The following is an 18,819-nucleotide window of genomic DNA, read 5'->3' on the forward strand; positions in this document are numbered from 1 at the left end:
GCGACCACGCGTTCCCGTTGTCATCTCCCTGGCTCCCCCCTAGAGTTGGAGTCAAGCATAGCGTCGCCCATACTGGGGGGGAAGCGACGAATTGCCCCAGGCTGCAATTGGCAGGAGAGCGCGATGATCAAGACGATGACCGGCTACGACATGATGGAAACCTTGCGCAACACCAGCGAATGGCTGGGCGCGACGGCCCGTGCCATGGCGAGCTACCCCGCCCTCGCCCCCATTCCGAACCCCGCACTTACCCTGATGGCGGCCTGGGGAGAGGTCGCGGAGCGGAGCTTCTCCCGTATGGTTGTGAAGCCGGACTGGGGGATTCGCACTGTCACCGGCGCGGATGGCACCGATCTGGTCGTGGAAACGGCAGTGGTCGCGCGGCGGCCGTTCTGTGACCTCGTGCATTTCCGGGTCGAAGGGCGCGAGCCGATGGCACGGCGCGTACTTCTCGTCGCGCCGATGTCCGGCCACTACGCGACCCTGTGCCGCTCGACCGTGGCGAGCCTGCTGCCCGATTGCGAGCTTTATGTCACCGACTGGCGCAATGCCCGCGACATTCCCGTGTCCGAGGGCAAGTTCGATGTGGAGGATTTCACCCTCACGCTCGTGGATTTCATCCGCCATCTCGGTCCGGATATTCACGTGATCGCAATCTGCCAGCCGGCACCCTTGACGCTTGTCGCCGGGGCGTGGCTTGCGGAGCATGAGCCGGAGGCGCAACCGCGGTCCATGACGCTCATCGGCGGGCCGATCGACCCGGCGGCAAAGCCTACCGAAGTGACCGATTTCGGGGACAGCGTCACCATGGGTCAGCTCGAGCGGCTGTTCATCGAACGTGTCGGCTTCAAGTATCCGGGCGTCGGCCGGCTGGTCTATCCTGGCCTGCTTCAACTCTCCTCCTTCATCGCGATGAACCGGGAACGTCATACCGAGGCGTTCATGAATCAGATCCTCGCCGTTGCCCAGGGCACCGCCGGCGACCACGATCAACACAACCGATTCTACGACGAATATCTTGCGGTCATGGACATGACGGCGGAATTCTACCTGTCCACGGTGGAGCGCATCTTCAAGGATCGCGAGGTTGCGCGGAATGTCTTCACCATCGAGGGCCAACCCGTCGATATCGGCCGGATCGACAGGACCGCTGTCATCGTCGTCGAAGGCGAGAAGGATGACATTTCCGCCCCCGGACAGTGCAAGGCCGCGCTTGACCTCCTCACCGGTCTGCCGGAGGAAATGAAGGGTTATTATCTGGAGCCGAATGCGGGCCATTATGGCATCTTCGCCGGTTCCTCCTGGCGCAAGAACATCCGCCCCTACGTGCTCGACTTCCTGGATCGCGCCGGCAAATCCCAGGACGCAGAGTCGAAGCCAGCAGGGCGCCGGAAGGCGAGCGTGGTCTCTTCTTCCGCTGGCAGCGGCGCGATGCCGGATAGCGTGCCGGTCTGACCGTGGATCGATGATCGCCGGGCAATGCAAGCCCGGCATCCTCCTACCCAAGCACCTCGCCGAGGGTCGCCGCAATCAGGTCGAGACATGCGGGCGTCGAGAAACGGTGATCGGCATCCTTGACCAGCGTCAGCCGGATATCCTCGCCGGACGCATGTTCAAGCACCCGCATCCCGCGCTCCCATGGTACGGTTTCATCTCCCGTCCCGTGAAGGAGACGGACGGGAAACGGCAGCGGCAGCGGGCTGCGAAGAACGAGGTGGTCCCTCCCGTCCTCAATGAACCGGCGGCTGATGCGATAGGGCCCGTCGTAATCGGAGGGCTGCTCGACATAGCCACGCGCGAGCAGCAGCTCGCGCTCCGCATCGCTCATACCCGCCCACATGTCATCCTCGGTGAAGTCGGGCGCTGCGGCGATGGTCACCAGTCCCGCTACCCGTTCCGGCATCGACCGCGCCAGCAGGAGCGCGATCCAACCGCCCATGGATGAGCCGACGAGGATCTGCGGCCCCTCCGTCAGCCGGTCGATCACATGGCGCGCATCCTCAAGCCAGTCGCCGATCGCGCCTTCCTCGAAGGTGCCGGAGGACTGGCCGTGGCCGGAGTAATCAAATCGCAGGAAGGCACGGCCCTGCGTTTCCGCCCAATCCTGCAGATAGAGCGCCTTCGTCCCCGTCATGTCGGATCGCAGGCCGCCCAGAAACACCACGCCCGGCCCACGACCGGGGATGCGGTTGTAGGCGAGACTGCGGCCTTCCGGCGTGAGCAGATGATCGGGCATGGTGGCATCCTCCGAAAGCGTTCGGGTCGTGATGCCAGCCGCGCCGCGCTGCCGCAAGCTCTCAGGCCGACACGAGGCCCGCTGCCTCGTCGGCCGTGATGACAGAGGCATAGCCAAAGGCCAGGGCGGCAAGATAGGCCGCCTGCACATCATCCGCAGACACTTCCCTGCCACGGAATTCCAGCGCGCGCGTGGCGCAGGCATCCCCCGCGACCGTCACCCGGTAACCAAGGTCGGCTGCGGCACGGACAGTCGCGTCGATGCACATGTGGGTCATCGCACCCACGATCACCAGATGCTCCGCACGCCAGCCCTCCAGCACCTCATGAAGACCCGTGCTGCGAAAGCTGTTGGGAAAGTTCTTCACGATGGTGGCCTCCCCCCGCTCCGGCGCGAGAGACGGGTGGATCTCCGCCCCCGGCGTTCCCGGCGTGAAGAAGGGCGAAGGCTCCCGCGTCGATTCGTGGCGGATATGGATCACGGGCTCCCCTGCCGCGCGAAACGCGGCGAGAAGACCTGCGGCGCGGGTTGCGGCCTCCTCCGCTCCCGCCAGCGGCCAGCGACCGCCGGGAAAGTAGTCGTTCTGCATGTCGACGATCAGCAAGGCCACTTCGCCCATGATCTCTCCTCCTCTGTTGTCTCCGTCATAGCATGACAGGCGCCTTTCGCCATGCGGTTGACATCCCAAGCGGCGCGGCCCTAGAGAGACGGGACAACCCGCAACCGGGCGTTCCGTGGGCGCCAGACCGACGAGGAGAGCCTTCAATGGCCCAGATTTCCCTGTCCTTTCCCGATGGATCGAAACGTGACTACCCCGCCGGCACCACACCGGGCGAGGTCGCGGCCTCCATCTCCAACTCCCTGGCCAAGAAGGCGATCTCCGCCACGGTGAACGGCGCCCACTTCGACCTGCAATGGCCGATCGAGTTCGACGCCGCGATCGAGATCCATACCATGCAGGATCAGGCGCAGGCGCTGGAACTGATCCGGCACGACCTGGCGCATGTCATGGCGCGCGCGGTGCAGGAGCTTTGGCCGGAGGTGAAGGTCACCATCGGTCCGGTCATTCAGAACGGCTGGTATTACGACTTCGACCGGGAGGAGCCCTTCACCCCGGAGGATCTGGGCGCCATCGAGAAGCGAATGAAGGAGATCATCAACCTCCGTGATCCGGTGAAGACCGAGGTCTGGGACCGTGCCCGCGCCATCGCCTACTACGAAGAGCGGCACGAACCGTTCAAGGTCGAACTGGTCGAGGCGATTCCGGAAGAGCAGAAGATCCGCATGTACTGGCACGGCCACTGGCAGGATCTCTGCCGCGGCCCGCATCTCCAGAACACCGGACAACTGCCCCCGGATGCCTTCAAGCTGATGTCCGTGGCTGGCGCCTACTGGCGCGGTGATTCGAACAACAAGCAGCTTCAGCGCATCTATGGGGTGGCTTTCCGCAACCGCGACGACCTGAAGGCCTATGTCACCATGCTGGAGGAAGCGGCCAAGCGCGACCACCGGCGGCTGGGCAAGGAGATGGATCTTTTCCATCTCCAGGAGGAAGCGCCCGGCATGGTGTTCTGGCATCCGAACGGCTGGACCATCTACCGCACGCTGGAAGACTACATGCGCCGCAGGCTGGCCCGCGCCGACTACCGCGAGATTCGCACGCCGCAGGTGGTGGACCGCGTGCTCTGGGAGAAATCCGGCCATTGGGAAGCCTATCGCGAGAACATGTTCATCGTCGAAGTGGACGAGGATGAGCACAAGGAACGGCGCATCAACGCGTTGAAGCCGATGAACTGCCCCTGCCATGTGCAGGTCTATAATCAGGGCCTGAAGTCCTACCGCGATCTGCCGCTGCGACTGGCGGAGTTCGGCTCCTGCCATCGGTTCGAGTCTTCAGGCTCCATGCACGGGCTGATGCGTGTCCGCGGTTTCACCCAGGACGACGCACATATCTTCTGCACCGAGGATCAGATCGAGGCAGAATGCGCGAGCTTCATCGCGCTGCTGGCCTCCGTTTATCGTGACTTGGGCTTCGAGAAGTTCGACATCAAGCTCTCCACCCGGCCCGACGTGCGAATCGGCTCCGACGAGGCCTGGGACAAGGTGGAAAACGCGCTGGAATCGGCGATCCGGCACGTGGACGTGCCCTATGTTGTCGATCCCGGCGAAGGCGCCTTCTACGGGCCGAAGCTCGACTTCAAACTGACCGATGCCATCGGTCGGGAGTGGCAGTGCGGCACCTTCCAGGTCGATCCGAACCTACCCACCCGGCTCGGCGCGGAATACGTGGGCGAGGATGGCGGCAAGCACCGCCCCTATATGCTGCACCGCGCGATCCTCGGGTCATTTGAGCGGTTCATCGGCATCCTGATCGAGAACTATGCGGGCAAGCTGCCGTTCTGGCTCGCGCCGCGGCAAGTGGTGGTCGCCTCGATCGTGTCGGATGCGGATGACTACGTCCTTGAAATCGTTAAATCTCTGCGCGCTGCCGGACTACGGGCGGAGGCTGATACTCGCAACGAGAAGATCAACTACAAGGTCCGCGAGCATTCGGTGGGCAAGGTGCCCGTCATCCTGGCCATCGGCATGAAGGAAGTGGAGGAGCGGACAGTCTCTCTCCGTCGTCTGGGCGAGAATCGAAGCGAGTCGCTGGCGCTCGCCGCAGCGGTGGAGCAACTTGCCAGGGAAGCCCTTCCGCCCGATCTTGCTACCCCTTCGGCGCAGGGCTAAAAGCCGCGCGCCTAACGACCTTGTGCAGAAACCGTCTTGATTTTGGCGGGGGATGAGTCATTCCTTCTGTCCGTGACAACGGACTTTCTGCGACCGCCTCCTGATGACCCAGGCAGCCGGAGACTTGGAAGACCCGGCAGCACGGCCCGCCGCAGTCCCGCGTCGGGAGTTCTAAAAGGAGAGACGGAATGCCGACTGGCACCGTGAAATGGTTCAATACGACGAAGGGCTATGGCTTCATCGCTCCGGACGATGGCGGCAAGGATGTGTTCGTGCATATCTCGGCTGTTGAACGTGCGGGGCTGAAAGGCCTGAACGACAACCAGAAGATCGGCTACGAACTTCAATCCGGCCGCGACGGGCGTTCGTCGGCTTCGGACCTGCGCCTGCTCTAACAGCGCCACCATCATTCGGGCGGCCCGGAACACGCGTCACGCGGTTTCGGGCCGTTCCCATTTGTAGTCCTGGCCTGCGAGCAGGCTGGGAATCTGAGGCCCGCGTGGTGCTCCTGGCAATGCAGGAACAGTCCGCCCTCTGACGGCGCGGGCGCGCTCACAGCGGCGGGCATTCCGGCGACGACGCCCGCTCCCGCTGATGCGGCAGTCAGAGCCAGACCTTCCGCGCGTCGTCCTTCCACCCCAGAGTAAGGCGGTCCCCGCTTTCTATCACCGGTCGCTTCATGAGGGCCGGATGCGCGGCAAGAAGCGCCTGCGGAGACTGGCCGCGCTCCTCCTCCGAGAGGCTGCGCCATGTCGTCGAAGCCCTGTTGATGAGCTTGTCCCCGAAGGCGTTCAGAAAGCGGCCGATTTCCGTGTCGGAGAGCGGTTGCTTGCGAATGTCGTGAAAGGTCACCTCCCCTTTCTCCCGCAGACTCGCCAGCGCCTTGCGGCAGGTGTCGCACGTAGGGATACCGTAGAGGGTGATCATTCAGCCTCTCCCCAAGCGACCGCGAACTCACGCCATTCGCCTTTGGACATGCCTGAGCTTTCCTGGGTGACCGTCTCTCCCCGCAAGCGGCGCTGCAGCACATCGACCCCCTTCGCCGAGAGCTGAACACCCCCCATGCGGTAATCCTCGAAAGCCGCATAGGCATGCGGAACCCAGTCTGCAACGATACGGCAGATCGCATCGGCATAGACCCGGATCTCATACTGTGCGTGCGAATCAGCGCGAAGCCGCAGGAAGTGGAAGAGATTGTGCAGGTCGGTCTTCCAGTACCACTGGGTGTAGATATTCGCCGGCAGGTTCATACGGGCGAGCTCCCGGGCGAGTCCCTGCTGCCCTTCATCGCTCAGCATCGCCTCGTAATGGTCATAGGCGCGGTCCGCGTCCTCCTTGAGCAGCGCGAGCACGCGCGCGGCCTCCTCACCCTCCAACACCTGATCGCGGCCTTGGTGGTTCTTGCGCGACTGGGCGGCGAGATGCTCGGGCGCAGGGATATAGAACTCCCTGTCCAGGATCGAGTAGCGGCCAGAATACTCGTTCACATTGGCAGTGCGATGCCGGATCCACTGCCGCGCCACGAAGATCGGCAGCTTCACATGCAGCTTCACTTCGCACATCTCGAACGGCGTGGAATGCCAGTGACGCATGAGATACCGGATCAGCCCCGCATCGTCCCGCGTGGCTTTGGTGCCTGCGCCATAGCTCACACGGGCGGCCTGCACGATGGCGGCATCGTCGCCCATGTAATCCACCACGCGCACGAAGCCGTGGTCGAGAACCTCATGGGCAAGGTAGAGGTGCTTCTCCATGCCCTCCGACACAGCGCGCAGCGTCTGACGCGGGGTAGCGCGCAGCGCATCTATCTGGGATTGCTGGTCGGGATTGATCGGCATGATGGGGTCTCCGATAGAGTGGCCACAAGATATGGTGGGAACCTGGAGACCATATCCCCCGTGACGCGCCCCGGCAAGCCGACTTCCCGACCCGGGCCGACTGCGCTAGTTTCCACTCACCGTACAAGGAGACGACATGAAATATCTGCATACGATGGTGCGCGTGCTGGATCTCGAAAAGTCGATGGCCTTCTATGAGCTGCTCGGCCTGCGCCAGATCCGGCGCATCGACAATGACAAGGGACGTTTCAGCCTCGTCTTCATGGCCGCGCCGGGAGACGATCAGGCGCCGGTTGAACTGACCTGGAACTGGGACGGCGATACCGGCCTGCCTTCCGACAGCCGCCACTTCGGCCACCTGGCCTATGAGGTGGAGGATATCTACGCGCTCTGCCAGAAGCTGATGGATCAGGGCGTGGCCATCAACCGGCCGCCGCGAGACGGTCACATGGCGTTCGTGCGCAGCCCCGACAATGTCTCCATCGAGCTTCTTCAGGCAGGCGAGGCGCTGGCTCCGGCCGAACCCTGGGCTTCCATGCCCAATACCGGGCATTGGTAAGCGCTCAGTAGATATAGCGGATCTGATCCGTCCAGTACCGCTCCATCCGGCGAAGCGCCTCTCCGGTGGAGCGCAGGCCCTGGGCATCCACCCGGCCCCGCGCCTCCAGCCCGTCCACATGACGGGCAAACAGATCCTCCATCGCCTGCCGCACCTCACGCCCCTTCGGCGTGAGGCTCACCCGCACCGAACGTCTGTCCATCTGCGAGCGCTGATGGTGCATGTAGCCCGTCTCCACGAGCTTCTTCAGATTGTAGCTGACGTTGGAGCCTTGGTAGTAGCCGCGGCTTTTCAGTTCCCCCGCCGTCACCTCATTCTCGCCGATGTTGAACAGCAGCAGGGCCTGAACCGCGTTGATCTCCATCACGCCGACGCGCTCGAACTCATCCTTGATGACATCGAGCAGCAGGCGGTGCAGCCGTTCGATCAGGCTCAGGATGTCCAGATAGCCGGTGAACGGCAGGTCATCGGTGGGCGGCTGGGGCAGTTTCTGGACGATTGTCATATCTCGCTCCGTCTGTCGCATGTGCATCAGAATGAACAAGAATTACCAATATCCGGTTAAGGAGGCGCCCGCCCCGCCTCAGCCGCGAAATCGCGCCTGCGCATGGGCGGCGATCCGGTCGAGCAGCGGGGATAGCCGCTCCGGCGCGCCCCCCGACACGATCCAGCGGTAAAGATCCTGATCGTTCTCCTCCAGCAGATCCTCCAGCAGGTCGAGATCCTCGGGCGACAACTCCTCCAGCGTGCCATCAGCCCAGGGGCCGAGAATCAGGTCCATCTCCTTCATCCCGCGCCGCCATGACCGCATCTTGAGGCGTTTCAGCCGGTTTTCACGGGTCTCGGTCATGGTGATCCTCTTCGGCCTTGATCGGGCGCACGGCGCGCCCTAAAGCGGGCCTACCTGTCCCAGCCGGAGCCCCGCCATGCCCTTCCTGTCGGAAACGCTCGACCGCGTCAAACCCTCCCCCACGATCGCCGTGTCAAACCTCGCGCGCGAGCTTGCTGCGCAAGGCCGCGACATCATCGGCCTGTCGCAGGGGGAACCGGATTTCGACACGCCCGAGAACATCAAGAACGCCGCCAAGCGCGCGATTGACGAGGGCAAGACGAAATACACGGCCGTGGACGGCATCCCCGAACTCAAGAAGGCGATCTGCGCAAAGTTCGAGCGGGAAAACGGGCTGAGCTACAAGCCCTCCCAGATCACGGTGAGCACGGGCGGCAAGCAGGTGCTCTACAATGCGCTGGTTGCCACGCTGAACGCGGGCGACGAGGTCATCATCCCCGCGCCCTACTGGGTGTCCTATCCCGACATGGTGCTGCTTGCGGGCGGCGAGCCGGTGTTCATCGAAGGCCCGATGCAAACCGGCTACAAGATCACCGGCGAGCAGCTGGAAGCCGCGATCACGCCCAAGACCAAGTGGTTCATCTTCAACTCGCCCTCCAACCCTTCCGGCGCGGGCTACAGCCGCGAGGAGCTGAAGGAGCTGACCGATGTGCTGATGCGCCATCCGCATGTCTGGATAATGACCGATGACATGTATGAGCATCTGGTGTTTGGCGACTTCAAGTTCGTCACACCCGCCGAAGTGGAGCCGGGGCTCTATGACCGCACTCTGACCTGCAACGGCGTGTCGAAGGCCTATGCGATGACCGGCTGGCGGATCGGTTATGCCGGAGGCCCCGAAATGCTCATCAAGGCGATGAGCAAGGTGCAGTCCCAATCGACCTCCAACCCCTGCTCCATCAGCCAATGGGCAGCGGTCGAGGCGTTGAACGGCTCGCAGGACTACATCACGGAAAGCCGCTTTGCGTTCGAGCGTCGTCGTGACCTGGTGGTCAGGATGCTGAACGAGGCGGATGGGATCACCTGCCCCGTGCCGGAGGGCGCGTTCTACGTCTATCCCTCCGTAGCAGGCTGCATCGGCAAGACCTCCCCCGCCGGAACGGCGATCGTCGATGATGAGACCTTCGCCACCGCGCTGCTGGAGGAAAAGGGCGTGGCCGTGGTGTTCGGCGCGGCCTTTGGCCTGTCCCCCAACTTTCGCGTGAGCTATGCGACCTCTGACGCCGTGCTCGTAGAAGCCTGCACGCGGATCAAGGACTTCTGCGCTTCCCTGCGCTAAGGAGCGTATTGGGTGGATTTCCACCCGCTCCCGTATCCATAATGGGTGGATTTCCACCCAACTCCTCTGGGGCCGGCCGGTTTTCACCGCCGGCCCCGATTGATTCGGATCCCCCTGGGGCGCATGCAGGCTGATATCCATTTCCGTCGCCAAGACGGATGGGACCGGCGAGGATGAGGAACCTGGCCGACCCGCGACACGCATGGGAGGATCAGCATGCACACGACAACAACGGCTCCGGCGGAGCCGGTCCCCTTTTATCGCCACCTGTATTTTCAGGTGCTCGTGGCCATCGTCGCGGGTATTCTGCTCGGCCATTTCTGGCCGGTGTTCGGCGAACAGCTGAAGCCTCTGGGCGATGCTTTCGTCCGGCTGGTGAAGATGATCATTGCACCGGTGATCTTTCTCACCGTCTCCACCGGCATCGCCGGCATGACGGACATGAAGAAGGTCGGGCGCGTCGCGGGCAAGGCGATGCTCTACTTCCTGACCTTCTCGACTCTGGCGCTCGTCATTGGCCTCATCGTTGCGAATACACTGCAACCAGGGGCTGGCCTGCATATCAACCCGGCCTCGCTCGACGCCTCCGCCGTGCAACAATACGCGGCGAAGGCCCATGATTCGACGATCACCGGCTTCCTGATGAATATCATCCCGACGACGCTGGTCGGGGCCTTTGCCGATGGCGATATCCTCCAGGTGCTGTTCATCGCGGTGCTGTTCGGGCTGGCGCTGGCGGCGGTGGGTGATCTGGGACGTCCGGTGACCGAGTTTCTCCAGCAGCTCACCATTCCGGTGTTCAAGCTGGTGGCGATCCTGATGAAAGCCGCGCCCATTGGTGCCTTTGGCGCGATGGCCTTCACCATCGGCAAATACGGCATCGGCACGGTCGTGAACCTGTTCTTCCTCGTCGCGGTCTTCTATATCACCGCGCTGCTCTTCGTGCTGCTCGTGCTGGGCGCGGTCGCCCGGTACAACGGCTTCTCCATCCTGAAGCTGATCTCCTATCTGAAGGAAGAACTGCTCCTCGTGCTCGGCACCTCGTCCTCCGAAGCGGCGCTGCCCTCGCTCATGGAGAAGATGGAGCGCGCAGGCGCTTCCCGGTCCGTCGTTGGGCTGGTAGTGCCGACCGGGTACTCGTTCAACCTCGACGGCACGAACATCTACATGACGATGGCCGCCCTGTTCATCGCGCAGGCGATGGATATCGACCTCAGCTGGGGGGAGCAGCTTCTGCTTCTGGCGGTGGCGATGCTGTCGTCCAAGGGCGCGGCGGGGATCACGGGAGCGGGCTTTATCACCCTGGCGGCGACGCTTTCCGTGGTGCCTTCGGTGCCCGTCGCGGGGATGACACTCATCCTTGGCGTGGACCGGTTCATGTCGGAATGCCGTGCCCTGACCAACTTCATCGGCAACGCCGTTGCCACCATCGTCGTCGCGCGGTGGGAGAACGAGTTGGACACCGAGAAACTGAACGCGGCCCTTGGCGGACATCCCGTCAAGGGGGACGGTCGGCCGATTCCCACCGGGCATATGTCGCCCGGCCTGAAGGACGCGGTGCTGGCGGAAGATTGAGGATGGAGGGCGCGCCACTGGCGCGCCTTTCTCATTGCTGGCGGAGCGCGCGGGTCCAGAACCGCAGGAGCAGCAGCGTTGCGGCCAGGATCAGGCCCACCGCAAGGCCATACCAGATCCCCTCTGGCCCCAGGCCGAAATGGAAGCCCAACAGATAACTGGCCGGAACCCCGACGATCCAGTAGCTGAGACCCGCGATGAACATGGGCACCCGCGTATCCTGCACCCCGCGCAGCAGACCGAGCGCCATGACTTGCGCCGCATCGCCGAACTGAAACACCGCCGCGGCAGCCAGAAGCGCCGTCCCGATGGCGATGATCGCCTCCCGATCCGTCTCGGAAGGGGACAGGAACAGCTCGATCAGCGGTCCGGGAATGGTCAGGATCGTCACAATGATGCCCACCCCGCAAATCGCAGAAAGGCAGATCGCCACGACAGCGCCACGCCGGAGTTCCGGCCAGTTCCGTTCACCCAGGAAACGACCGGAGCGGACGGTGGCCGCATTGGACAGACCGACATGCAGCATGAAGGCAAGCGCGGTCAGTTCCATCGCGATTCCATGCGCGGCGAGCGGTTTCGGCCCGATCCAGCCCATCATCACCGCTGCCGCCGTGAAAAGGCTTGATTCCGCCAGACTGGTGAGCCCGATTGGCCAGCCGAGACGGAAGACCCGTCCGAATGCCTGCCAATCAGGCTTCCAGATCCGCTGAAAAAGCCGGTTGTGGCGTAGCTCGGGGAGCCAGGCAGCGTAACCGGCCAGCAACCCCATCGTCACGAGCTGCACGAGTGCCGACGCCGTCGCCGCCCCCGCGATGCCGAGTTCGGGAAAGCCCCAGTTGCCGAAGATCAGCGCCCAGTTCGCCACGATGTTCACGGCAAGCCCCGTCAACGTCACCCAGAGGACAACCTGCGTCCGCCCCAGCGCCGCGAGATAGCTCCGCAGCACCATGACGACAAGCGCCGGTATGAGCGCGGGGCCGACGATGCGGAGGTAGGTCTGCGCCAGTTCGGAAACCACCGGATCCTGTCCCAGCACCCCGAAAAGCGGCCGCGACCAGAACATCAGGGGCAGCAGCAGGATTCCGTAGAACACGGAAAGCCACATGCCCATCCGGGTCACGCGCCGGGCGGTCGTCTCATCCCGCGTTCCCGCGGCCTCCGCAACAAGCGGCATCACCGCCTGTGCAAAACCTGCGCCGAAATGGAACAGGACAATATAGGAGGCCGTGGCCAGCGTCGCCGCCGCCAGCGCGGTGACGTCATACCATCCGAGCATCACCGTATTGCTGACATGCAACGCCACCTGGGCGACATTGCTGCCGATGAGCGGAATGCCAAGCGCGAGCAGCGCCTTGACATGGGAAAGAATGGGGATGCGTTCTGACATGGCAAGGGCCTCCGTATCGGAGGCCCATGGTCAGAGCAATCGTCTTCGTGCAGCGCCGTGGTTCAGCGCGCATCGTCCTTGCAGAAGGGTGTCGCCGGGAGAAGGTCGAGCCTGTCTTCCGAGATACGCTTGCCGCAGATGGTGCAGTAACCGTATTCGCCCTCATCCAGCCGTTTGAGCGCTGCTTTGATCATGCGAATCTCGTTCACCGCAGATTCGCTGAGGCCCGTGAGCACTTCATCGCCCTGTCGCTCAGACGCCTGGTCTTCCCAATCGTCGCTGTCTTCGGAGCCGATTTCCTCGTCGATATCCTCGACGCGGTCTTCGAGTTCGGCCAGCCGTTCATCAAGCTGAGTGCGGCGTTCGGCATCCGATTTCATCTGGCTCTCCCTTGTCAGAATTCCGCCCAGACAACGCATCAGGGCGGGTTTCAGTTCAAATGGCCAGCATCGAATGATCGAGCGGCCTATTTCTCCACGGTGACCTTGGTCATCCAGTCGGGATTGCTCACTTCCCCGTTGCGGCCGCTGTTCCCGCGCTTGATCTTGTTGACCACATCCATGCCTTCGACCACGCGTCCGACAACGGTATATTGGCCGTCAAGATGCGGAGCGTCGTCGAACATGATGAAGAACTGGCTGTTCGCCGAATTGGGATCCTGCGAACGCGCCATGCCGACAGTACCACGCTTGAACGCCTGGCTGGAGAATTCCGCTTGCAGGTTGGGCAAGTCGGAGCCGCCCATTCCCGCCCGCGATGTATCTCCGGCATGCTTGCCGAATTCCACGTCCCCGGTCTGGGCCATGAAGCCCTCGATGACGCGGTGGAACACCACGCCGTCGTATTCTCCCGCCTCCGCCAGCGTGACGATACGCTTCACATGCTCGGGCGCCACCTCGGGTAGCAGATCGATGACCACGCGGCCCTTCGCCTGCCCCTCCACCTGGATCACCAGATCCGGGCCGGGTCCATCCTCTTCCGCCGCATCCGCCCGACCCAGAAAGGTCGCACCGATGCTGAACGTGCCAAAGGTCGCGAGGGCGACGGCAACCGCCGCCCCGAAGAACATCCCGCGCCGGACGAGGTCGTTCTCAGCCATCCGCGGCGACCTTGACGGAGATCATGCGATCCGGCTCTGCCGGCGGCTCGCCCCGTTTGATCTTGTCTACGTTGTCCATCCCCTCGATCACGCGGCCATAGACCGTGTATTGACCGTTCAGGAAATGGTTGTCCTTGAAGTTGATGAAGAACTGGCTGTTGGCCGAGTTCGGGTCCATCGCGCGGGCGGCGCCCAGTGTTCCGCGATCATGCGGCAGGCGGGAGAATTCCGCCGGAAGGTCCGGGAGATCGGACCCGCCCGTGCCCGCGCGCCGCAGGTTGAATGTGTCGACGGTCGCATTGCCGTTCTCCACATCGCCCGTCTGGGCCATGAACCCGTCGATCACACGATGGAACACGACGCCGTCGTATTTTCCAGCGCGGGCAAGCTCCTTCATGCGTTCCGCATGTTTGGGAGCAACGTCGGGAAGAAGCTCAATGACGACGGGGCCGTCCTTCAGCTCGATGATGATGGTGTTTTCCGGATCCTTGATCTCGGCCATGGCCTGTCCTCCTTGGCTTTGGGCGCAACCTAGTAGCTGGAACCCGCAAGGAAAAGGGCAAAGCGTCGTGTCTGGCGACCGGCTGAAACATATGGGCGAGTTGACGCACACCATCCCTTCGGGCGAGATACCGCGGCGACCACTGCGAGGAACAGCACATGGCTTGGAAAACGCTCGACGATTTCGACCTGAAGGACAAGCGCGTCCTCATCCGCGTGGACGTGAACGTCCCCGTAGCGGACGGCAAGGTCACCGACGCCACCCGAATCGAGAAGATAGCGCCCACCATCCACTCTGTCCTGGAGAAGGGCGGAAGGCCGATCCTGCTCGCGCATTTCGACCGCCCGAAAGGCAAGGTCGTACCTTCGATGTCTCTCAGGGTCGTCGTGCCCGCGATGGAAAAGGCCTTCGGCACCAAGGTCGTCTTTGCCGAGGACTGCACCGGCTCCCGCGCGGAGGAAGCCATCGAGCAGGCCCGCCCCGGTGAGGTCGTGTTGCTGGAAAACACCCGCTTCCATGCGGGCGAGGAGCAGAACGACCCGGCCTTTGCCCGGCAGCTTGCCGAGTTGGGCGACGTCTATATCAACGATGCCTTCTCCGTCTCCCACCGCGCCCATGCGTCGGTCGAGGCCATCACGAAGCTCCTCCCCTCCGGCGCGGGGCGACAGATGGAAGCTGAGCTGAACGCGCTGGCTGCGGCCCTCGGGGATCCGAAACGGCCCTTGGTGGCGATCGTGGGTGGGGCAAAGGTCTCCACCAAGCTCGATCTGCTGGGCAATCTGGTGACGAAGGTGGACCATCTCGTCATCGGCGGGGGGATGGCGAACACCTTCCTCGTCGCGCAAGGCAAGCAGATCGGCAAGTCGCTCGCCGAACCGGATATGGCGGAGACCGCACGTGACATCCTTGCGCGTGCGAAGGCTGCCAACTGCTCCATCCACCTTCCCGTCGATATCGTGGTCGCGCGGGAGTTCAAGGCGAACGCGCCGCATGAAATACTTCCGGCCGACGACTGCCCATCGGATGCGATGATTCTCGACGCCGGGCCGCAGACGGTAAAGGAGCTGGAGAAGGTGTTCGATGCGTGCCGGACACTGATCTGGAACGGCCCGCTCGGCGCATTTGAACTGGAGCCGTTCGACAGGGCGACGACGGAGGCCGCGCGCCATGCGGCCAAGTTGACGCAGGCGGGACGCCTTGTCTCCGTCGCCGGGGGCGGCGATACCGTGGCCGCCCTGAACAAGGCCGGGGTGGCGGGCGACTTCACCTATATCTCCACCGCAGGCGGGGCGTTTCTCGAGTGGATGGAAGGCAAGGAATTGCCGGGGGTGAAGGCATTGGACATGGTCTGACGCCTCCGGGCAACCGTTAGCGCCACCAGAGATTGCGGGGCCGCGATGCTCCGGCTAGACCTGAAAATGACGCCCCTCCAAGTCATTTTCAGGGATATGACCATGCCGAATGCTAAACAGGCCGAGCAGATCAAGAAGGGCGCGGGGTTCATCGCCGCGCTTGACCAATCTGGCGGATCCACCCCCAAGGCGCTCCGGCTCTACGGTATCGAGGAAAGCGCCTATTCGGGCGAAACCGAGATGTTCGACCTGATCCACGCGATGCGGGCGCGGATCATCAAATCCCCCGCTTTCACCGGTGACAAGGTCGTGGGCGCGATCCTGTTCGAACAGACCATGGATCGCGATATCGACGGTACACCCACCGCGACCTATCTGTGGGAAACCCGCAGCGTGGTGCCGTTCCTGAAGATCGACAAGGGGCTGGAGGCCGAAGCCGACGGTGTGCAGCTGATGAAGCCGATGCCGGGGCTGGACGCACTGCTCGACAGGGCGGCGAAGGCTGGGATCTTCGGCACCAAGGAACGCTCCGTCGTGAACGCGGCGAACCCGGTCGGGATCCAGAAGATCGTGGATCAGCAGTTCGAGGTGGGGGAGCAGGTGTTGGCCCACGGGCTTGTCCCGATCCTCGAGCCGGAGGTGACGATCTCCATCGCCGACAAGGCGGAAGCGGAAGCGCTGCTGCAGGACGCGTTGCTGAAGGGGCTGGAGACGGTTTCCGCGCCGGTGATGCTGAAACTCTCGCTGCCCACCGTTCCGAACTTCTACAAGCCGCTGGTCGATCATCCGAAAGTGCTGAAGGTCGTGGCGCTTTCCGGCGGCTACAGCCGCGAGGAGGCGAACGCCAAGCTGGCCCAGAATACGGGCATCATCGCGTCCTTCTCCCGCGCGCTGACCGAGGGCCTGTCGGCAGATCAGGCCGATGCGGATTTCGACCGTGTTCTGGGGGAAACCGTGCAGACCACCTATGAGGCATCCATCGCGGGCTGACCCGCCGCGACGGATCAATGAAGGCCCCCTTCGCGGGGGCCTTTTTCATGCGGTGCGAGGTCGGCGGAAAATGTCCGCAGTCTCATATCCAGGGCTTCAAGAAGCCTGAGAAACACGCGCTAGCATGATCGCGGTCTTGGATGTTTCCGGCTGGACTGGGTTGGACTGCGAACGATCCGGCGCAGAAAAGCCTTTTCCAGCAACCTCCTACAGCCAATCCAGAATGCCGCCGGTGTCGAGACCGGAGACGCTGCCCGGTATCCGGCCAGCTTCCGCCTCCACCCGCGTCGCCAGATGCCCGTCGGAAACTGCCGCATCGCCCGCGCGAAGGAGCAGGCTCGCGGTCAGCAACACCGCCAGCCGCTCGGCGAACCAGCGCGCCTCCGCCTCCTCGGGCAGGTCCGGCCAGCGGGCCATATGGGCCGCCAGAGCCCGGTCATAGCGGGGATCGCCGCCGCGCGCCGCCTCCAGCTCTGTCTGCAACGCTACGGCCGCTGCGGGGTCGCGGTCGAGCGTCCGCAGGATGTCGAGGCAGATGACATTGCCCGACCCCTCCCAGATACCGTTGAGCGGGGCCTCGCGGTAAAGAAGCGGCAGGCCGGTATCCTCCACATAGCCCATGCCGCCCCTGATCTCCAAGGCCTCGCCAACCACTACCGGGCAGCGTTTGTTGGCGATGAATTTGGCGAGCGCGACGCCGATCCGTGCAAAGGCGGTATCGCCTTCATCGAAGGCCCGCGCGACCCGGAAGCCAAGCGCCACAGCTCCCAGCCAGTCGAGCGCAATATCCGCCAGCACGGCGCGCATCAGGGGCTGGTCGATCAGCCGCCGCTGGAACGCCCGTCTGCCCAGAACCCAGTCCCGCGCCTCCACCAGCGCGGCGCGCATCAGACCGGCTGGCGCCAACGCGGTATCCAGACGCGTGTGATGCACCATCGCGATGATGGTCGCCACACCCCGCCCCGGCTCTCCCACAAGGTCCGCGAGCGCCCCTTCGTATTCGATCTCTGCCGAGGCATTGGAGCGATTGCCAAGCTTGTCCTTCAATCTGCGCAGACGAATGGCATTCCGCCCGTCCTCCAGCCAGCGGGGGACGAGAAAGCAGGTCAAGCCCTCCTCCGCATGTGCCAGCGTCAGGAACCCGTCCGACATCGGCGCAGAGCAGAACCACTTGTGCCCGGTGAGGCGCCAGCCATCGCCTGTGCGTTCCGCGCGCGTGGAGGAGCCGCGAAGGTCCGACCCTCCCTGCTTCTCCGTCATCGCCATGCCGAGCGTCAGGCCTGACTTCCTGTCAACCGGCAGCAGGCGGGGATCGTAATCCCGGGACCGAAGGCCCGGAAGCCAGCGCGCCGCAACCTCTGGCGCCGCGCCGAGGGCCGCCGATGCGGCATAGGTCATGGTCATCGGGCAACAGGTGCCCGGCTCCACCTGGCTATGAAGATAAACCAGCGCCGCATGGCTCACGTGACCGCCGCGCGCGCCTTCCCAGGGAAGCGCCGCATAGCCCGCGCCCAGCCCGAGCCGCAGGAAATCGTGATAGGAGGGGTGGAAATGCACCTCATCGCACCGCCGCCCGGCGACATCGTAGAGCCGCAGTTCAGGAGCAACGCGATTGGCGTCCCGCGCGGCCTCCCGCCAGGATGAGCGCCCGAGTTCCCCGCCGTGGCGGGCGAGACCCCCTGCATCGCCCCCTTCCCGGTTCACGGCGGCCCGCAGCGCGGGATCCTCCTGCCACAGATCCCGATCCCCCGGCGGATCGGGCTGGTTCTCCACCTCATGGGTGAGCAGACGGCTGACAGGTTGCATGGCTCCCCCTCCTCCAACCAGTTCTTCCAAGCCTAGGCGATCCGCCGCATGGGGCAAGTGCGCAGCTGGCGCAGGTGGTTGCATTCCGCTGCGCCTGTGCGACACTCGGCTGCGAACATCCGCGAGAGATGTTACGACGAAACTCCCGGCAGGCGTCCGGCAGAGGGACAGGATGATGAGCAGTCAGCGAAAGCGCCCCCCGCTCGGCGCGGTGATGTATTTCGTGGTCGCGGGCACGCTGGCCACCTATTTCACCTTCGCCGCCGTTCAGGGGGATCACGGTGTGTTCAGCCGGGTTCAGATCATGGCCGAAGCGGAAAAGCTCACCGAGGAGCGCGATCGACTGAAGGCGGACGTGGACGAGTTGCGCAACCGCACGCGTCGCCTCTCCGACCAGTATCTCGACCTCGATCTGCTCGACCAGCAGGCGCGCGACGTGCTAGGCTATACGCGGCAGGACGAGATCGTCATCCGCTGAACCACAGCGAAACAATGCAGCGTGAGCGGGAACCGGGGGGCAGTCTGCCCCCTTTTTCTTTGTGCGAGACAGGGAGGGCAACGGGACAGCACATGCCCCGACTTGCCATCTTCACAAAATGGTTTAATGGTGAACTAT

Annotated in this window: 20 protein-coding genes; 9 read left to right on the forward strand and 11 right to left on the reverse strand. The window is 63.6% G+C overall.

What is annotated here, in order from left to right; translation table 11 throughout:
- Positions 1–126: 126 nt before the first annotated feature.
- Positions 127–1,455, forward strand: coding sequence for a polyhydroxyalkanoate depolymerase (phaZ, locus tag CN97_RS02450; RefSeq protein ID WP_051910929.1), 1,329 nt, complete (start codon positions 127–129; stop codon positions 1,453–1,455).
- Positions 1,456–1,498: 43 nt separating this feature from the next.
- Here the strand turns inward: phaZ and CN97_RS02455 are convergent, their stop codons facing one another.
- A complete protein-coding gene (locus CN97_RS02455; protein WP_035707017.1) occupies positions 1,499–2,236 on the reverse strand; it encodes an alpha/beta hydrolase in 738 nt (245 codons plus the stop codon).
- Between the two features lie 61 nt (positions 2,237–2,297).
- Entirely contained in the window at positions 2,298–2,855 is a 558-nt protein-coding gene (locus CN97_RS02460) for a cysteine hydrolase family protein (RefSeq protein ID WP_035706447.1), read from the reverse strand.
- 146 nt (positions 2,856–3,001) lie between these two features.
- Between CN97_RS02460 and thrS the strand changes: the two genes are divergently transcribed.
- Together thrS and CN97_RS02470 are read left to right on the forward strand one after the other, a co-directional pair.
- Positions 3,002–4,966, forward strand: coding sequence for a threonine--tRNA ligase (thrS, locus tag CN97_RS02465; RefSeq protein WP_035706449.1), 1,965 nt, complete (start codon positions 3,002–3,004; stop codon positions 4,964–4,966).
- Positions 4,967–5,154: 188 nt separating this feature from the next.
- Positions 5,155–5,361, forward strand: a complete 207-nt coding sequence (locus tag CN97_RS02470) for a cold-shock protein (RefSeq protein ID WP_035706451.1) — start codon at positions 5,155–5,157, stop codon at positions 5,359–5,361.
- A 208-nt stretch (positions 5,362–5,569) separates the two neighbouring features.
- Here CN97_RS02470 and CN97_RS02475 read toward each other — a convergent pair whose 3' ends face one another.
- Positions 5,570–5,893 carry an arsenate reductase family protein gene (locus tag CN97_RS02475; protein WP_407059723.1) on the reverse strand — a complete coding sequence of 108 codons (324 nt, stop codon included), beginning with the start codon at positions 5,891–5,893 and terminating at the stop codon, positions 5,570–5,572.
- On the reverse strand, positions 5,890–6,804 hold the full coding sequence (thyX, locus tag CN97_RS02480; protein ID WP_035706457.1) for an FAD-dependent thymidylate synthase: 915 nt from the start codon (positions 6,802–6,804) through the stop codon (positions 5,890–5,892). The genes CN97_RS02475 and thyX overlap by 4 nt, the downstream gene beginning before the upstream one ends.
- Positions 6,805–6,940: 136 nt before the next feature.
- Here thyX and CN97_RS02485 point away from each other — a divergent pair, with 136 nt between their 5' ends.
- Complete coding sequence (locus CN97_RS02485) at positions 6,941–7,363, forward strand: VOC family protein (RefSeq protein WP_035706464.1); 423 nt, start codon at positions 6,941–6,943, stop codon at positions 7,361–7,363.
- A 4-nt stretch (positions 7,364–7,367) separates the two neighbouring features.
- On the opposite strand, the gene CN97_RS02490 is transcribed toward CN97_RS02485, so the two are convergent.
- Complete coding sequence (locus CN97_RS02490) at positions 7,368–7,868, reverse strand: MarR family winged helix-turn-helix transcriptional regulator (RefSeq protein WP_051910906.1); 501 nt, start codon at positions 7,866–7,868, stop codon at positions 7,368–7,370.
- Positions 7,869–7,946: 78 nt separating this feature from the next.
- A complete protein-coding gene (locus CN97_RS02495) occupies positions 7,947–8,213 on the reverse strand; it encodes an FAD assembly factor SdhE (protein ID WP_035706467.1) in 267 nt (88 codons plus the stop codon).
- A gap of 76 nt (positions 8,214–8,289) precedes the next feature.
- Here CN97_RS02495 and CN97_RS02500 point away from each other — a divergent pair, with 76 nt between their 5' ends.
- Positions 8,290–9,492 carry a pyridoxal phosphate-dependent aminotransferase gene (locus tag CN97_RS02500; protein ID WP_035706469.1) on the forward strand — a complete coding sequence of 401 codons (1,203 nt, stop codon included), beginning with the start codon at positions 8,290–8,292 and terminating at the stop codon, positions 9,490–9,492.
- Between the two features lie 216 nt (positions 9,493–9,708).
- The gene (locus CN97_RS02505) at positions 9,709–11,067 is read left to right on the forward strand and encodes a dicarboxylate/amino acid:cation symporter (RefSeq protein WP_051910907.1); all 1,359 of its coding nucleotides are present in this window, start codon (positions 9,709–9,711) and stop codon (positions 11,065–11,067) included.
- 31 nt (positions 11,068–11,098) lie between these two features.
- Here the strand turns inward: CN97_RS02505 and CN97_RS02510 are convergent, their stop codons facing one another.
- From CN97_RS02510 to CN97_RS02525, 4 genes are all read right to left on the reverse strand, one after another.
- Positions 11,099–12,454, reverse strand: a complete 1,356-nt coding sequence (locus CN97_RS02510; protein WP_035706472.1) for an MATE family efflux transporter — start codon at positions 12,452–12,454, stop codon at positions 11,099–11,101.
- A gap of 62 nt (positions 12,455–12,516) precedes the next feature.
- On the reverse strand, positions 12,517–12,834 hold the full coding sequence (locus tag CN97_RS02515) for a TraR/DksA family transcriptional regulator (protein WP_035706475.1): 318 nt from the start codon (positions 12,832–12,834) through the stop codon (positions 12,517–12,519).
- An 86-nt stretch (positions 12,835–12,920) separates the two neighbouring features.
- Complete coding sequence (locus tag CN97_RS02520) at positions 12,921–13,553, reverse strand: peptidylprolyl isomerase (protein WP_242685171.1); 633 nt, start codon at positions 13,551–13,553, stop codon at positions 12,921–12,923.
- Positions 13,546–14,055 (reverse strand): peptidylprolyl isomerase, encoded by a 510-nt coding sequence (locus tag CN97_RS02525; RefSeq protein WP_035706481.1) that lies wholly within the window; start codon positions 14,053–14,055, stop codon positions 13,546–13,548. Before CN97_RS02525 ends, CN97_RS02520 begins: the two co-directional genes overlap by 8 nt.
- A 158-nt stretch (positions 14,056–14,213) precedes the next feature.
- Between CN97_RS02525 and CN97_RS02530 the strand changes: the two genes are divergently transcribed.
- Positions 14,214–15,407, forward strand: coding sequence for a phosphoglycerate kinase (locus CN97_RS02530; protein ID WP_035706482.1), 1,194 nt, complete (start codon positions 14,214–14,216; stop codon positions 15,405–15,407).
- A 102-nt stretch (positions 15,408–15,509) separates the two neighbouring features.
- On the forward strand, positions 15,510–16,397 hold the full coding sequence (locus CN97_RS02535) for a fructose bisphosphate aldolase (protein ID WP_035707033.1): 888 nt from the start codon (positions 15,510–15,512) through the stop codon (positions 16,395–16,397).
- Positions 16,398–16,604: 207 nt separating this feature from the next.
- Here the strand turns inward: CN97_RS02535 and CN97_RS02540 are convergent, their stop codons facing one another.
- A complete protein-coding gene (locus CN97_RS02540; protein WP_035706485.1) occupies positions 16,605–18,203 on the reverse strand; it encodes an acyl-CoA dehydrogenase family protein in 1,599 nt (532 codons plus the stop codon).
- Between the two features lie 175 nt (positions 18,204–18,378).
- Between CN97_RS02540 and CN97_RS02545 the strand changes: the two genes are divergently transcribed.
- Complete coding sequence (locus CN97_RS02545; protein ID WP_035707036.1) at positions 18,379–18,681, forward strand: FtsB family cell division protein; 303 nt, start codon at positions 18,379–18,381, stop codon at positions 18,679–18,681.
- Positions 18,682–18,819 lie beyond the last annotated feature (138 nt).

The sequence above is a fragment of the Haematobacter massiliensis genome, from assembly GCF_000740795.1.
GTDB lineage: Bacteria > Pseudomonadota > Alphaproteobacteria > Rhodobacterales > Rhodobacteraceae > Haematobacter > Haematobacter massiliensis.

What these genes read in the sequence shown, in the direction of transcription:
- CN97_RS02460 (WP_035706447.1), bottom strand. Translation starts at nt 2,855, where the DNA reads ATGGGCGAAGTGGCCTTGCTGATCGTCGACATGCAGAACGACTACTTT.
- CN97_RS02490 (WP_051910906.1), bottom strand. Translation starts at nt 7,868, where the DNA reads ATGACAATCGTCCAGAAACTGCCCCAGCCGCCCACCGATGACCTGCCG.
- CN97_RS02535 (WP_035707033.1), top strand. Translation starts at nt 15,510, where the DNA reads ATGCCGAATGCTAAACAGGCCGAGCAGATCAAGAAGGGCGCGGGGTTC.
- CN97_RS02475 (WP_407059723.1), bottom strand. Translation starts at nt 5,893, where the DNA reads ATGATCACCCTCTACGGTATCCCTACGTGCGACACCTGCCGCAAGGCG.
- CN97_RS02455 (WP_035707017.1), bottom strand. Translation starts at nt 2,236, where the DNA reads ATGCCCGATCATCTGCTCACGCCGGAAGGCCGCAGTCTCGCCTACAAC.
- CN97_RS02545 (WP_035707036.1), top strand. Translation starts at nt 18,379, where the DNA reads ATGAGCAGTCAGCGAAAGCGCCCCCCGCTCGGCGCGGTGATGTATTTC.
- CN97_RS02525 (WP_035706481.1), bottom strand. Translation starts at nt 14,055, where the DNA reads ATGGCCGAGATCAAGGATCCGGAAAACACCATCATCATCGAGCTGAAG.
- CN97_RS02540 (WP_035706485.1), bottom strand. Translation starts at nt 18,203, where the DNA reads ATGCAACCTGTCAGCCGTCTGCTCACCCATGAGGTGGAGAACCAGCCC.
- CN97_RS02470 (WP_035706451.1), top strand. Translation starts at nt 5,155, where the DNA reads ATGCCGACTGGCACCGTGAAATGGTTCAATACGACGAAGGGCTATGGC.
- CN97_RS02495 (WP_035706467.1), bottom strand. Translation starts at nt 8,213, where the DNA reads ATGACCGAGACCCGTGAAAACCGGCTGAAACGCCTCAAGATGCGGTCA.
- CN97_RS02510 (WP_035706472.1), bottom strand. Translation starts at nt 12,454, where the DNA reads ATGTCAGAACGCATCCCCATTCTTTCCCATGTCAAGGCGCTGCTCGCG.
- thyX (WP_035706457.1), bottom strand. Translation starts at nt 6,804, where the DNA reads ATGCCGATCAATCCCGACCAGCAATCCCAGATAGATGCGCTGCGCGCT.
- CN97_RS02530 (WP_035706482.1), top strand. Translation starts at nt 14,214, where the DNA reads ATGGCTTGGAAAACGCTCGACGATTTCGACCTGAAGGACAAGCGCGTC.
- thrS (WP_035706449.1), top strand. Translation starts at nt 3,002, where the DNA reads ATGGCCCAGATTTCCCTGTCCTTTCCCGATGGATCGAAACGTGACTAC.
- CN97_RS02505 (WP_051910907.1), top strand. Translation starts at nt 9,709, where the DNA reads ATGCACACGACAACAACGGCTCCGGCGGAGCCGGTCCCCTTTTATCGC.
- CN97_RS02485 (WP_035706464.1), top strand. Translation starts at nt 6,941, where the DNA reads ATGAAATATCTGCATACGATGGTGCGCGTGCTGGATCTCGAAAAGTCG.
- CN97_RS02520 (WP_242685171.1), bottom strand. Translation starts at nt 13,553, where the DNA reads ATGGCTGAGAACGACCTCGTCCGGCGCGGGATGTTCTTCGGGGCGGCG.
- CN97_RS02500 (WP_035706469.1), top strand. Translation starts at nt 8,290, where the DNA reads ATGCCCTTCCTGTCGGAAACGCTCGACCGCGTCAAACCCTCCCCCACG.
- CN97_RS02515 (WP_035706475.1), bottom strand. Translation starts at nt 12,834, where the DNA reads ATGAAATCGGATGCCGAACGCCGCACTCAGCTTGATGAACGGCTGGCC.